This is a genomic window from Streptococcus sp. FSL R7-0212, from assembly GCF_038007985.1.
Classification (GTDB): Bacteria; Bacillota; Bacilli; order Lactobacillales; family Streptococcaceae; genus Streptococcus; species Streptococcus parauberis.
This window is the reverse complement of sequence record NZ_JBBOYF010000001.1, coordinates 851,826-864,542: the sequence shown is the minus strand read 5'-3', so window position 1 is coordinate 864,542 and position 12,717 is coordinate 851,826. Positions and strand designations below refer to the sequence as shown.

Here is a 12,717-nt window from a genome sequence, read left to right as displayed (position 1 = left end):
GTGTTAGTTCAACTATTAAATTGTGATACTTAATTTTTTATATCTGAAATTGTTACATAAACTGATGCAATAAAACCTAATCCTAAGATTATTAAAATTGACATTCCATCAAATGGTTCAAAACTTTGATTATCTAAGAATACAACATTATAAAATCCACTAGCAATAAACCAAAATAAAGCAAATCCAAGTGACATTTTTACCCAATTTATCAAGACGGATAATATAAAGAAAGGAGTTGCAATTAAAAAATCAAGAATCATCATTAAGCCTGAAAAAATAAATCCAAAGAATGATCCTATACTATGACCAAATGAAACCCCTGATTTTTTCATATTATTTCTCCTTTTTCTAATACTATTAGACCAAATTTTACTTAAAATTACATCAAATTAAGTAAGCTTTTTGCTAGTTTTTGACTTCCAAACAAAGTAATAATATATACAACGCTCTTTGCAATTGAAGCAAAGGCTGCTATACCATCTCCACTAGATGCTTTAAACAAGTCATCAGTTACTAGGGCTGGATATAACTTAACAATAATCAATAGTACCATTCCCTGAAAGGCATAGGCTGAGAACTGTTTAATAAAGTTTAATGCAATCGGCCTTGTTTGTTCCGACATAAAGAAGGCAACAATTAATGGTGCAACTGCTTTTAAGATATACATTTGAAAAAATCTCATAAATACTAAAATATTAACACAAACATCAGCTATACGTTCAGTAAACCATGCTATCATTTTGATAACTTGTTTAAAAATCCAACCACTAATGCCTGAAGTGTCTATATCTGATTTAAATGTGTTTTTAGGAAGTACACCATTTACTAATGCAATCCCTTTATTAAATACAAATACTATAAAATCAAAAATTTCAGTTGTATTATGTACCAGTGCAAATGCTATAACATACCCAAGTGCTATTTCCATCCATAATTGAACAGTTAGGCTCCCCCCTTCTTGTCCTAGTCGTTTATTCCAGGATAGAACATCCATAAGGAAGAAGGCAAGTATTAAGATTGAGGCCAGCGGTATCAGTGCTGAGGATATTTTGTCAGAATAATTATTTACAGTCGAACTATATTCAGCTAGAGATTTAGTTACACTATCCATTCACTCTAGCTCCTTTCGCTTTAATTAATAGCTTGAAGAGCTGAAATAATGGCTTGACATACAGCCCCTCCAATAATTCCGATTGCTCCACCATTTACCATTGAATTTGATCCTTTTTCTTGTCGCATGGAATCATTATTATTACGTCCTCCAAAAAAGTCAATAGCTCCAGTAAGAACCCAAACAAGTCCTGTAATGACAACTACTGCTTGAACGATATGAAATACTTTAACTGCTGTATCCATATATTATTTCTCCTTATTTTCTTCTAAATTTAATAGTTTAATTGTTTTCGTAAGTTTTAGCATTTCATCTTCAAAAAGTTTAATGCCCTTACCAACTCGACTATGATCATCTTTCCAAGAACGAATATCATATTTTGGTTCTGCCTTATTCCAGGAAACTATGTTCAATTCTTTACGCCAATTTGTCTCACTTATTGATAAAGTGGCAATCTGTTTAATAATTTCAAATTGAATCGGTTCATCATTATCTTTTCTACGAATAAAATTGTTCTCTTCATTATTATTTTCTAGTTTTAAGATAGCTTTCTCAAAAGGTAGAATATACTTTTTGTATTCTCTTTCAAACACAGCTTTTTCAGAAGGATGGAAAGGTGTTAAATTTCCAAGTGAAGATACATTAAATATAATAATCTTCGAAAGATAATTAGTAACACTATCAATATAACCTTTAGAATGTACATCATCTCGATATGCTACTAAGTGTATAGAATAAATGATTTGTTCTAAGGCATTTAGTGCTTCTTTATCAAAACTTATTTTTTGAAGTAATGTTAATTCTTCTTGGTGTTGATACCTTTTGGATTGTTCCATTTTTTCTTTCCTTTCTACTCATTCGGTTGTAACCTGAGCCAGTTAGTCTTAACAAATTGGAAGAACCCAAGTAAAACCTTTTTGCTACTAGTATGCCATTTCTATTAATTAGTTTAATTTTAGGAAGAATGTTCTTATAATCAACTTTTAAATCAACTACCGTTGCTTTTCCACCAATAAACGCTCTCTTTCTAATTGTGCCATATTTAGATTTTAAAACCATCATGTCACCATTATCTAGATATGCCGAGGCACCACCTTCACGACCAAGTTTCTTTAAATCTTGTATTGTTACAGTTAAATTTCCATCTACAAATTTATTCATTCTTTCTCTCCTTTTCGAATCAATTTGAGATTTAATAATAATAAAGCAAAAGGTATCATTTGATACCTTTTTAACTTTACCTGGTATTATTTTTCTTCTTTACGACCTTTTAAAGCACTAAATCCGACAAATGAAACCATCAATGCACCAATTACCATTTGAATAACAGAACCTTCTGCTTTATCGCCAGTAGTTGGAAGTCCAACACTAGATTGTGCTACTGGTGTTTGTGGTGTTGGTGTACTTGGTTTATAACCAGTTGGTTTTACTGGTGTAGGTGTTGTCACCACTTTATAATAGTGTACACTCACTTTCTCATTAGCTGGTGCTGTTGGAGCAATTGGAGCTTTTACAGTTGCTTTATGAGCAGTCAATTTTGGAGCAACTGGTTTTTGAGGCACGTTAGACGCTGAACCAAAGATACCACCTACGATTGAGGTATTATTTTTAGATGTTGAATGACTAAATGTGAAGTTACGAGTTTCTGAATTTGAGAAATTCCAGCGAACCCCATTAGTTCCTAATTCACCTGATGAACCTTGTGAAACGTCACTACCAGTTACAGTAAAATCATTTCCTGATTGATTAACATTTTTACCATTCGTAATTTTAGCACCGTCAAGTCCTGACATTTTAACTGTTTGGTCATTGTCAATATCATTAAAGGTAACAATTGAAACGCCTTTAGTTGTTTCTGCCGTTCCTTTGTATGAGTGAACGTAAGTTAGAATTGTTCCTGTTACAGTAGCTGAACCACCAGCTCCAGTATTACCTTCACCACCACCAGTTACGACACCAGTACCATTGTAGAGTGCAAAGACTGACCATGCAATACCACCCTTATCATCACCCCAAATAGCAACATAAGTTCCTACATTACCTGGTGCATTGATTTCACTAAATGTTAGTTTTACATCACCGTTTGTAGTATTTTTTACTAGGATTGAACCTGTACCATTAATCTTAAAGATATTGTCAAAGTTAGCATCTGTATTTTGATTAAGGTTAACTGATTGAGTCGCATACATACCAGCTGTTTTAATGGTACCATCACCTTCAGCATAAACTTTTTCGTTACCTTTCATCTTAGTTGCACCAGAACCAGCTTCTAATACTACACCATTTTGCCATTGTAATCCTGTATTTGAAGAAACACCTTTTTGATAGTTAGAAAGAGCTGTTAAATAATCAGCAATTTGTTTTTTCATTTGTGCTGTTGAGGCATCCATAATACCAACACCTGATTTTACAGCTTGATTGTACAATGCAATGTTTTTAGCCATGGCTGTTGTTAAATCTGCTCCAGTTAAACCCTTAGTGTCAACATATTTTGGAGTAAGGTCTTTAGTATCAGTTGTTACTTCAATACCATTCTTTTTAGCAACTGCTACTTGATCATCAACACCTTGTTCTGAATGACTTAAGTCTGATTGCCCTTCAGATACAGCTGTATCACGAGACGTTTTAGCATCAGTATATGCTTTTTGATTAGCTTCTTGTTTAGCCTTAGCTTCAGCAACTGCTTTGTCTTGATTAGATAAGTCAGTTAAAACTTCATTACTTTTGTCTACAACATTACCATCATTTAATGTCACATCAGTTGTTGCACCAGTTGTTACTTCAACACCTGCTTTTTCAGCACCTGCAACATTATCTTTAAGTGTGTCTTGAGCACCATCAATCGTTGTTTTAGCTTGTTCTTGTGTCGTTCCAGTTGGTACACTTGTTGGAATTTTTGTGCTAGTTGTTGCTGTTACTGGTGCAACTTGTGAAGTCGTAGGTGCTGTAGTCGTTCCTGTTACTTGTTCAGCATGCACAACACCCCCTGCTGTCATTAGAGCAACGCTTGTGGCAAGAGTTACACCAAATTTACCTAATAAAGCAGAATGTGTACCAGTTTTAAATTTGCGAATTGAAAAAATTTGTTTTGATTCCATTTAGGGATCCTCCATAAAATAATCACAGTTTTTAGACATGTTCAGGTCAAAAATGTAATAAAAATTAATAATTCTTAGTAAGTGAATTTACACTTATGCCGTTTAGCAAATTGCTAATACCGTAGCTTTTTACGCACCATTTATGGTAAAAATGGCTAACCTGCAATAATGCAATTTGTGACTTGCGACTAGATATGTATTTCTAGCCTCCACTCTGCCCCCAGTTTCTTTTTTATCGCATAGCCACGCTGTTTAGGACAGAGGTTGTATTTAATTTTCAATGAACTTAGTAGATTAGCTACTCTAGCAAGCACTAGACTTGAGAAGAGAGTGTATATTGTGAAGAATGTTATCTAGTGCTTGCTAGAGTAGCCAAGGATATATTAATAACCTAAAGTTAAAGTGGTTTTATATCGTAATAAAATTTATATAATTCTTTTTTAGTAGCTCTTGTTTTGATCAACAATTCAAATTGATTACTTGAAAGATCAGCTAACCTTTGATTTACCGTCTTTAAATAATCTATCTTTCTAAGAATCAAATTTTCTATTTTCATCATCCCACCCCTTTTTTACCTCGGACAGATTGAGTCCATTCAGCAAGAATACCATTATAAACATATTCTGCAAGTTGTTCTGCTGAATGAATATAGTTCATATGATTCAATGCATATTCATATCGACTTTCAAAATGTAACATTGCAATATCTGCAGTTGTATTTGTAAACTTTTCCTTTATTAATTGATCATGGACTAGTTCCCAAATATACTCTTTATCATAATGAGTAACTTTATCAACTTTTCTGACAAGCATTGTTAAATCTTCCTCCTCCTCAGAATAAATCACTTTAATATCACTCTCTTTAGTCTCACTCTGTTTAATATAAGTTGAGTCGGAATTCTCGACTTCTTGAGGTCGGAATTCTCGACTTTTTGAAGACGTATTCTTCGACTTCTGGAAGTCGTATTTTCCGACTTCCGTTGATTTTACTGACTTAAAGGTCAACTGAGCTTCCTCAAAAGTCATATTTAGAATTTGAATGTCAGTGACAACATTCTTCACATATATACGGTTAGCTTTATTCAAGCCTTGTCTTACTTCATCAATGAGACCATATTTTATAAGTTCTTTTTTTAACTTTATTACTTTATCACGGCCACAACCCAAATCATTTGCAAGATCATCAATAGCATAATAAATAAAAATATCACCGTCTGCATCAACAAATCTCATATCTCCTTTTCGTGTACTATCAAGAGATGCACTCAATCGATCCCTACATAACATGAATAAGAGTTTAGCCTCCGCCTTTAACTTACTATAATATTTTGTACCAATGATTACTTTAGGTAGTTGATAAAAGTTATCACTATTAAGTGCTTGTTCTAAAGAAATTCTCCCATGTGCCATTATCTAACCTCACCTTCTTTTAGCATCATTCCTCCTAATTCAGGAAATTTAATTAAATTGAATTGTTCAAATTCTTTAAGAGTATTTTCATATTTTAAACGTGACCAGCCAGTACCTTTCATCAATGAAACAATAACTATATTTCTTGACAGTCTTTGCCTAGCACGTATTTTATTTATTTGATTGCATAAATATATTTTCCTTCTGACGATAAAAGTAAAACAAAAAGAGAACGATTTCTCATTCTCTTTAATTTATTTAGTATTTTTCTTTTTCTCATTCTCTTGAATTTATTTAGTATTTTTCTTTTTCTCAAAACTTTAGATACTTACTAAGTAAGTTGTAAAAATAAGGTAGTTGATAATGTTTTATATAAATGAGTCTCATAATTGTATTACAACATTATATTCAAAATTTGACTAGTCATCGAATTGGATAAAACCAAGTCTTTCTGTTTTAACAACTATCAGTCTTAATTTATCATCTCAAATCTCCCTGTTATCATGGATAAACTTTTGACAATTCAATATAATTTTATTATTTTTGGATAACTATCTTCTTGAAATAAAAAAGAAAGTTATTACGAAAAATCAAAAATCCTGCCAAAGATTATTTGGCAGGATTTTTGGCAGGAAACCAAATCAATTAATCAGTTTCTTTAAATCGCTATCGACTCTAAAAGACTGGTAAATCGGGAATCCGCTCTCAAATTACTATGTGCTTCTTATTTAAGTGTGATTGTTGCTCCAGCTTCTTCAAGTTTAACTTTAAGTTCTTCAGCTTCTGCAGCAGTAACGCCTTCTTTAACGTTAGCAGGTGCTCCATCAACAAGACCTTTAGCTTCTTTAAGACCAAGTCCAGTAATTTCACGTACAACTTTGATAACGCCAACTTTTTTGTCGCCAACAGCTGTTAACTCAACGTCAAATGAATCTTTAGCAGCTTCTTCAGCACCACCAGCAGCAGCAGCAGCTACAGGAGCAGCTGCAGTTACGCCAAATTCTTCTTCGATAGCTTTTACAAGGTCGTTCAATTCAAGGATTGAAGCTTCTTTGATTTCAGCAATAATGTTTTCAATGTTTAATGCCATTGTTATTTCCTCCAAATATTTAAATATAAATTAGTGATTGTAGCCTTAGACTACTGTTTAACGCATTAAGCTGCGTCTTCTTTACTCTCTGCAACAGCTTTAACAGCATATGCAACATTGCGAACTGGTGCTTGAAGTACTGAAAGTAACATAGAAAGCATACCTTCGCGGTTTGGCAATGCAGCAAGTGCTTTGATTTCTTCAGCTGAAGACGATGCACCTTCAATTGCGCCACCTTTGATTTCAAGTGCGTCAGCAGTTTTAGCAAAGTCATTGATGATTTTAGCAGGTGCTACAACATCTTCATTTGAAAATGCTACGGCAGATGGTCCTACAAAGATATCTTTCATATCTCCAAGTCCAGCTTGTTCTGCTGCACGTGACAAAATTGAATTTTTGATAACTTTAAATTCAACGCCACTTTCACGTAGTGAACGACGTAAAACAGTATCTTGATCAACTGTTAATCCACGTGAATCAACAACTACGATACTTACTGCGTTTTTCATTTTTTCCGCAACAACATCAACTAGTTCGGCTTTTTTAGCAATAATTGCTTCACTCATTAGTTTTACCTCCGTAATTATTTTGTATGGTTAGGCACAAAAAAAATCGCACCTAAACCCAGACACGAAAGTACAATACGTTATTTTTTAATTACGTTTTGTGCCTCGGTAGGAATTTTATGAGCAATGCTCCCCTACTGTCTTAGGTCAGTTTTTTTCAAAACCTTAATTAGTATATCGTATCCGTCACCTTCTGTCAATACTTATTTTCACTTTTTTTGATTATTTTTTCAAGAATAAAGGAATAATCAGACTTATCAAAAAGGTCAAAAAAGGTCAAACTTTTCTATTGACCTTTACTGACCAAAGCTATATAATAGTATCAGAAGGTGATTGGTAAACCAATTTGTAGTATTTCAAGTCAGAGATCTTACCTGATAAGCATAGACTAAAAAACAACTCCTTCGTAATTACTTTATAATATTAATAAGAACAGCGAGGTAAAAATTATGACAAACTATTATGGAAAAGACCCTTTTGGTAGCATGGATGACATTTTTAATCAATTGATGGGTAACACAGGCGGTTATCAAACTGAAAATCGTCGTTACCTAGTTAATGGGCGTGAAATGACACCTGAAGAATTTCAAGAATATCGACAAACTGGTAAGCTCAGTTCTACTGCTCCTACTCAGGAACAAGGCTATCCCCAAAATCAAAAAGAAGATGGCATTCTAAACCAATTAGGTACCAACTTAACTGAAGAAGCACGACAAGGACACTTAGATCCAGTCATTGGACGAAATAAAGAAATTCAAGATACAGCTGAAATATTAGCTCGCCGGACCAAGAACAATCCCGTTCTAGTAGGTGATGCGGGGGTTGGTAAAACAGCTGTGGTCGAAGGCTTAGCCCAAGCTATCGTTGCTGGTGACGTCCCTGCTGCCATTAAAAACAAAGAAATTATTTCTATTGATATTTCCGGCTTAGAAGCAGGTACTCAATACCGTGGTGCTTTTGAAGAAAATATTCAGAATTTAATTAAAGAAGTTAAAGAAGCCGGGAATGTTATCCTCTTCTTTGATGAAATTCATCAAATTTTAGGCGCTGGCTCAACAGGTGGTGATTCTGGTTCCAAAGGCTTGGCCGATATTCTTAAACCAGCCCTATCTCGTGGCGAGTTGACCGTCATCGGTGCGACAACTCAAGATGAATATCGAAACACTATTCTGAAAAATGCGGCCTTGGCTCGTCGTTTTAACGAAGTTAAAGTCAATGCGCCTTCTGCCGAAGATACCTTCCACATTTTGATGGGTATCAGGAATCTTTATGAGCAACACCACAACGTCATTCTTCCGGATTCTGTTTTGAAAGCAGCCGTGGATTACTCCGTTCAGTACATTCCACAGCGTAGTCTTCCAGACAAAGCCATCGATTTAATTGACATGACGGCTGCCCATTTAGCTGCGCAACACCCAGTCACTGATTTGAAGAGTCTTGAAACAGCAATTGCTAGTGAGAAAGACAAGCAAGAAAAAGCTGTCGCTGCAGAAGATTATGAGTTAGCCTTGCAAGCTAAAGTACGAATTGAAGAATTACAAAAGCAAATGGCAAACCATACCGAAGGTCAAAAAGTGACCGCAACCATCAACGATGTCGCCGAATCAGTTGAACGTCTAACCGGCGTACCAGTTTCCAATATGGGCGCAAGTGACTTAGAACGTTTGAAAGAAATTGGCAACCGACTTAGAGGACATGTCATCGGACAGGATCAAGCTGTTCAAGCAGTCGCAAAGGCTATCCGTCGTAACCGTGCCGGCTTTGATGATGGCAATCGCCCAATTGGGTCATTCCTCTTTGTTGGTCCGACCGGCGTTGGTAAAACGGAATTAGCCAAACAGCTTGCGCTTGACATGTTTGGTTCCAAGGATGCGATCATTCGTTTAGATATGTCAGAATACAGTGATCGCACTGCCGTTTCTAAATTGATTGGGACTACTGCTGGTTATGTTGGTTACGATGACAATCAATACACATTAACTGAACGTGTCCGTCGTAATCCATACTCAATTATTTTACTGGATGAAATTGAAAAAGCAGACCCACAAGTCATTACCCTACTACTCCAAGTATTAGATGATGGTCGTTTAACTGATGGCCAAGGTAATACGATTGACTTCAAAAATACAGTGATTATTGCTACATCTAATGCTGGTTTTGGCAATGAAGCATTAACGGGTCAAGAAGATCATGACCAAAAAATTATGGACCGAATCGCTCCTTATTTTAGACCTGAATTCTTAAATCGTTTTAATGGTGTGATTGAATTCTCACATCTAGAAAAAAAGGATTTGAAAGAAATTGTTGAATTAATGTTAACGGAAGTTAATCAAACAATCAATAAAAAAGGTATCACTTTAGAAGTAACAGAACCTGTTAAAGAGGAACTAATTGAATTAGGATATGACAAAGCTATGGGAGTTAGACCATTACGCCGTGTCATTGAACAAGAAATCCGTGACCGTATAACAGACTATTATTTGGAACATCCCGATGATAAACATCTAAAAGCAAATTTAGCAGATGGTCAAATTGTGATTAGTAAACAAGACAAATGACATCAAAAAGCAGTAACTTTTATTAGTTACTGCTTTTTATTATTTTAAATTGAAATAACATATGATTCTTCAAAATCAATTTATCTCTGTTTTTGATGTAGTCAAAGTAACCTGATTTTTTTGAAAATAATTTTGACTTTGAATTGATTTTTTCAATCGTAATTGTGTTCATAAACCGATTAACTCTCCCCTTAAGTCCAACAATTGTGACATTTCCGGTTCTGACATCATAATGACCACCATACTCATGCACTTTTTCAATAATCATATCATCAATATATTGTTCAATAGTTGAATTTGTTGGTAACTCATTCTCCATATCTTTTAGAGTATCTGGATCTAAATCGGCAATATTAACATTTTCTTTTGATAATGCTTCTTTTAAACTTGCTTGGTAATATTTTAATATTTCATTACTTAATGACTTTCTATTAATTTTTACATTAACCACTATTTTTGAATTGTCATGAAAAACAGTCATTGTCAACTTAGGTGTGGTGATGTGCTTCTTAACATCGATACCTATGTCCTGACTAATCGCATCAATATTATCATTAAATTTTTCTTCTAATTGTTGGTTTAAAGAATTGCAGGCCCACTTACCTTCAATCGAAGTATTTGTATATTGGTAACATAAAATAGTTACAAATAAAATGACTAACGCCAGAATACTTAGCCCTAGTGACATTAATATGTTCCCTCTCGACAGTTTACCAGTCTTTAAAGTTCTTTTTTCAATAAAATCATGTTTCTCTCCCATAAAATGATAGTAACACTTAAAAAGACTAGGGTCAAGAAATATAACAGGATAATTATTCGTATAAAAAAAGCATAGCTTAAGCTATGCTTTTTGGCTCTATAATTTCTGTAGTGGGTAAATCCACTGTAGAGATTATGGAGCCTTTTTGAGTATATACAAAAAGTCCCATATGACCTATAATGAAAAGTGCTCAAACTATCATTTTAGAAAGACTCATATGGAACAACTAAATCTTATCACAAATTTTCTCAGAATTAAAGACAAAAATATCACTATCACTGATGAATATGATATGGGAACTCACTTAGAACTCCACGGTCACTTGGACTACACAGCCCCTAAATGCCCAAAATGCAAGGGACAAATGGCTAAGTACGACTACCAGAAAACTTCTAAAATCCCCTACTTAGAAACTGCTGGCTACCCTTTACTTATCCGCCTTAGAAAGCGTCGTTTCAAGTGTAAAGATTGCGGAAAAATGGCGGTCGCTGAAACTCCTCTTGTCAAGAAGAACCACCAAATCTCTGTCGCTGTTAACCAGAAAATCGCACAATTACTCATCGAAAATCAAGCAATGAAACATATTGCACACAGGCTATCAATTTCAACATCGTCAGTTATGAGAAAGCTCAATGAGTTCAAGTTTGAAACGGATTGGAATACCCTACCTGAGGTGATGAGTTGGGACGAGTATGCCTTCAAGAAGGGGAAAATGAGCTTCATCGCTCAAGATTTCGACTCCCTAAATGTCATCGCCATTCTCGACGGAAGAACTCAAGCAACCATCCGAAACCACTTTCTTCGCTATCCTAGAAAGGTTAGAAATCGGGTCAAAGTGATTACCATGGATATGTTTAGTCCCTATTATCAACTTGCTAAACAACTTTTTCCGAATGCAAAAATTGTACTCGATCGCTTTCATATCGTGCAACACCTTAGTCGTGCTATGAACCGTGTCCGTATTCAAATTATGAATCAATTCGACAGAAAATCGCAGGAATACCGAGCCTTGAAACGTTACTGGAAATTGATACAACAAGATAGCCGTAAACTCAGCGATAAACGATTTTATCGTCCTATGTTTCGAATGCATTTGACTAACAAGGAAATCCTAGAAAAACTCCTGTCTTTCTCCGAGGAACTACGACAACACTATGTACTCTATCAGCTTCTCTTATTTCATTTCCAAGAGAAGAACTCAGACCATTTCTTTGACCTCATCGAACAGGAAATAGCCATCGTTAATCCTATTTTCCAGACGGTATTGAAGACATTTTTAAAGGATAAAGACAAGGTTGTAAACGCCATGGAATTGCCTTATTCCAACGCCAAACTGGAAGCTACCAATAATCTCATCAAAGTCATTAAGAGAAATGCCTTTGGTTTCAGGAACTTTGAAAACTTTAAAAAACGGATTTTGATTGCATTGAACATAAAGAAAGAGAGGACGAAGTTCGTCCTCTCTAGGTGTTAGCTTTTCATCTACCCACTACAGTTGACAAAGAGCCTGCTTTTTTTATATTTGATCTAAAATGGTATCCCATGCTTGGTCAATTCCAATGCGATCCACGGAAGAAAAAACAATGAAATGATCACTCTTATCAAAATTGAGTTTTTTCTTGACCATTGATTCATGTTTATTCCATTTACCACGAGGAATTTTGTCTGCTTTTGTTGCAACGACAATAACTGGAATTTCATAATATTTGAGGAAATCATACATTTGAACATCTTCCGTAGAAGGCTCATGACGTAAATCTACTAAGCTTACTACTGCACGCAAATTATCACGTGTCGTAAGATACTCTTCAATCATTTTACCCCATTTTGCACGTTCTGATTTGGAAACTTTTGCATAACCATAACCAGGAACGTCAACAAATCGTAATTTGTCATCAATATTGAAGAAATTTAGTAATTGAGTTTTTCCAGGTTTACTAGAAGTTCTAGCTAAATTTTTACGACCTAAAATGGTATTGATAAAACTAGATTTTCCTACATTTGAACGACCAGCTAAGGCAATTTCTGGTAAATCATCATCTGGATAATGTGATTGATTAGCCGCACTAAGAAGAATGGAAGCGTTATGTGTATTTAATAATTGTTCTTCTGCCATTTTTT

The 12,717-nt window shown here is 34.8% G+C and carries 14 protein-coding genes and 1 other annotated feature; of the genes, 2 read left to right on the top strand and 12 right to left on the bottom strand.

Annotated features, from left to right (window positions below; all coding sequences use genetic code 11):
• Positions 1-29: 29 nt before the first annotated feature.
• The 10 genes from MKY69_RS04490 to rplJ form a co-directional block, all read right to left on the bottom strand.
• Positions 30-335, bottom strand: a complete 306-nt coding sequence (locus tag MKY69_RS04490) for a hypothetical protein (RefSeq protein WP_103347010.1) — start codon at positions 333-335, stop codon at positions 30-32.
• Positions 336-382: 47 nt separating this feature from the next.
• Positions 383-1,114 (bottom strand): type IV secretion system protein, encoded by a 732-nt coding sequence (locus tag MKY69_RS04485; RefSeq protein WP_103347011.1) that lies wholly within the window; start codon positions 1,112-1,114, stop codon positions 383-385.
• A 20-nt stretch (positions 1,115-1,134) separates the two neighbouring features.
• Positions 1,135-1,359, bottom strand: coding sequence for a hypothetical protein (locus tag MKY69_RS04480; protein ID WP_003104561.1), 225 nt, complete (start codon positions 1,357-1,359; stop codon positions 1,135-1,137).
• A gap of 3 nt (positions 1,360-1,362) precedes the next feature.
• Complete coding sequence (locus MKY69_RS04475) at positions 1,363-1,950, bottom strand: YdbC family protein (protein WP_340791056.1); 588 nt, start codon at positions 1,948-1,950, stop codon at positions 1,363-1,365.
• Positions 1,886-2,275 (bottom strand): hypothetical protein, encoded by a 390-nt coding sequence (locus tag MKY69_RS04470; protein WP_103347012.1) that lies wholly within the window; start codon positions 2,273-2,275, stop codon positions 1,886-1,888. The genes MKY69_RS04475 and MKY69_RS04470 overlap by 65 nt, the downstream gene beginning before the upstream one ends.
• A gap of 86 nt (positions 2,276-2,361) precedes the next feature.
• Positions 2,362-4,212, bottom strand: a complete 1,851-nt coding sequence (locus tag MKY69_RS04465) for a YSIRK-type signal peptide-containing protein (RefSeq protein WP_340791055.1) — start codon at positions 4,210-4,212, stop codon at positions 2,362-2,364.
• 397 nt (positions 4,213-4,609) lie between these two features.
• Positions 4,610-4,771 (bottom strand): hypothetical protein, encoded by a 162-nt coding sequence (locus tag MKY69_RS04460; protein ID WP_340791054.1) that lies wholly within the window; start codon positions 4,769-4,771, stop codon positions 4,610-4,612.
• Complete coding sequence (locus MKY69_RS04455; RefSeq protein WP_340791053.1) at positions 4,768-5,622, bottom strand: replication initiator protein A; 855 nt, start codon at positions 5,620-5,622, stop codon at positions 4,768-4,770. Before MKY69_RS04455 ends, MKY69_RS04460 begins: the two co-directional genes overlap by 4 nt.
• A gap of 724 nt (positions 5,623-6,346) precedes the next feature.
• The gene (gene rplL, locus MKY69_RS04445) at positions 6,347-6,712 is read right to left on the bottom strand and encodes a 50S ribosomal protein L7/L12 (RefSeq protein ID WP_003103838.1); all 366 of its coding nucleotides are present in this window, start codon (positions 6,710-6,712) and stop codon (positions 6,347-6,349) included.
• A gap of 65 nt (positions 6,713-6,777) precedes the next feature.
• Positions 6,778-7,278 (bottom strand): 50S ribosomal protein L10, encoded by a 501-nt coding sequence (gene rplJ / locus MKY69_RS04440; RefSeq protein ID WP_003104757.1) that lies wholly within the window; start codon positions 7,276-7,278, stop codon positions 6,778-6,780.
• Between the two features lie 31 nt (positions 7,279-7,309).
• Positions 7,310-7,443 (bottom strand) — a sequence feature (ribosomal protein L10 leader region).
• A gap of 284 nt (positions 7,444-7,727) precedes the next feature.
• On the opposite strand from rplJ, the gene MKY69_RS04435 reads away from it, so the two are divergent.
• Positions 7,728-9,836, top strand: coding sequence for an AAA family ATPase (locus tag MKY69_RS04435; RefSeq protein WP_003105519.1), 2,109 nt, complete (start codon positions 7,728-7,730; stop codon positions 9,834-9,836).
• A 22-nt stretch (positions 9,837-9,858) separates the two neighbouring features.
• Here MKY69_RS04435 and MKY69_RS04430 read toward each other — a convergent pair whose 3' ends face one another.
• Positions 9,859-10,596 (bottom strand): hypothetical protein, encoded by a 738-nt coding sequence (locus MKY69_RS04430; protein ID WP_340791052.1) that lies wholly within the window; start codon positions 10,594-10,596, stop codon positions 9,859-9,861.
• Positions 10,597-10,813: 217 nt separating this feature from the next.
• Here MKY69_RS04430 and MKY69_RS04425 point away from each other — a divergent pair, with 217 nt between their 5' ends.
• Positions 10,814-12,070, top strand: coding sequence for an ISL3 family transposase (locus MKY69_RS04425; protein WP_017768237.1), 1,257 nt, complete (start codon positions 10,814-10,816; stop codon positions 12,068-12,070).
• 42 nt (positions 12,071-12,112) lie between these two features.
• Here MKY69_RS04425 and yihA read toward each other — a convergent pair whose 3' ends face one another.
• On the bottom strand, positions 12,113-12,712 hold the full coding sequence (yihA, locus tag MKY69_RS04420) for a ribosome biogenesis GTP-binding protein YihA/YsxC (protein ID WP_003106619.1): 600 nt from the start codon (positions 12,710-12,712) through the stop codon (positions 12,113-12,115).
• Between the last annotated feature and the right edge of the window lie 5 nt (positions 12,713-12,717).

Excerpts from the sequence above, each read along its gene's own strand:
- MKY69_RS04490 (WP_103347010.1), bottom strand. The coding sequence starts at position 335 with ATGAAAAAATCAGGGGTTTCATTTGGTCATAGTATAGGATCATTCTTT.
- MKY69_RS04485 (WP_103347011.1), bottom strand. The coding sequence starts at position 1,114 with ATGGATAGTGTAACTAAATCTCTAGCTGAATATAGTTCGACTGTAAAT.
- MKY69_RS04480 (WP_003104561.1), bottom strand. The coding sequence starts at position 1,359 with ATGGATACAGCAGTTAAAGTATTTCATATCGTTCAAGCAGTAGTTGTC.
- MKY69_RS04475 (WP_340791056.1), bottom strand. The coding sequence starts at position 1,950 with ATGGAACAATCCAAAAGGTATCAACACCAAGAAGAATTAACATTACTT.
- MKY69_RS04470 (WP_103347012.1), bottom strand. The coding sequence starts at position 2,275 with ATGAATAAATTTGTAGATGGAAATTTAACTGTAACAATACAAGATTTA.
- MKY69_RS04465 (WP_340791055.1), bottom strand. The coding sequence starts at position 4,212 with ATGGAATCAAAACAAATTTTTTCAATTCGCAAATTTAAAACTGGTACA.
- MKY69_RS04460 (WP_340791054.1), bottom strand. The coding sequence starts at position 4,771 with ATGATGAAAATAGAAAATTTGATTCTTAGAAAGATAGATTATTTAAAG.
- MKY69_RS04455 (WP_340791053.1), bottom strand. The coding sequence starts at position 5,622 with ATGGCACATGGGAGAATTTCTTTAGAACAAGCACTTAATAGTGATAAC.
- rplL (WP_003103838.1), bottom strand. The coding sequence starts at position 6,712 with ATGGCATTAAACATTGAAAACATTATTGCTGAAATCAAAGAAGCTTCA.
- rplJ (WP_003104757.1), bottom strand. The coding sequence starts at position 7,278 with ATGAGTGAAGCAATTATTGCTAAAAAAGCCGAACTAGTTGATGTTGTT.
- MKY69_RS04435 (WP_003105519.1), top strand. The coding sequence starts at position 7,728 with ATGACAAACTATTATGGAAAAGACCCTTTTGGTAGCATGGATGACATT.
- MKY69_RS04430 (WP_340791052.1), bottom strand. The coding sequence starts at position 10,596 with ATGGGAGAGAAACATGATTTTATTGAAAAAAGAACTTTAAAGACTGGT.
- MKY69_RS04425 (WP_017768237.1), top strand. The coding sequence starts at position 10,814 with ATGGAACAACTAAATCTTATCACAAATTTTCTCAGAATTAAAGACAAA.
- yihA (WP_003106619.1), bottom strand. The coding sequence starts at position 12,712 with ATGGCAGAAGAACAATTATTAAATACACATAACGCTTCCATTCTTCTT.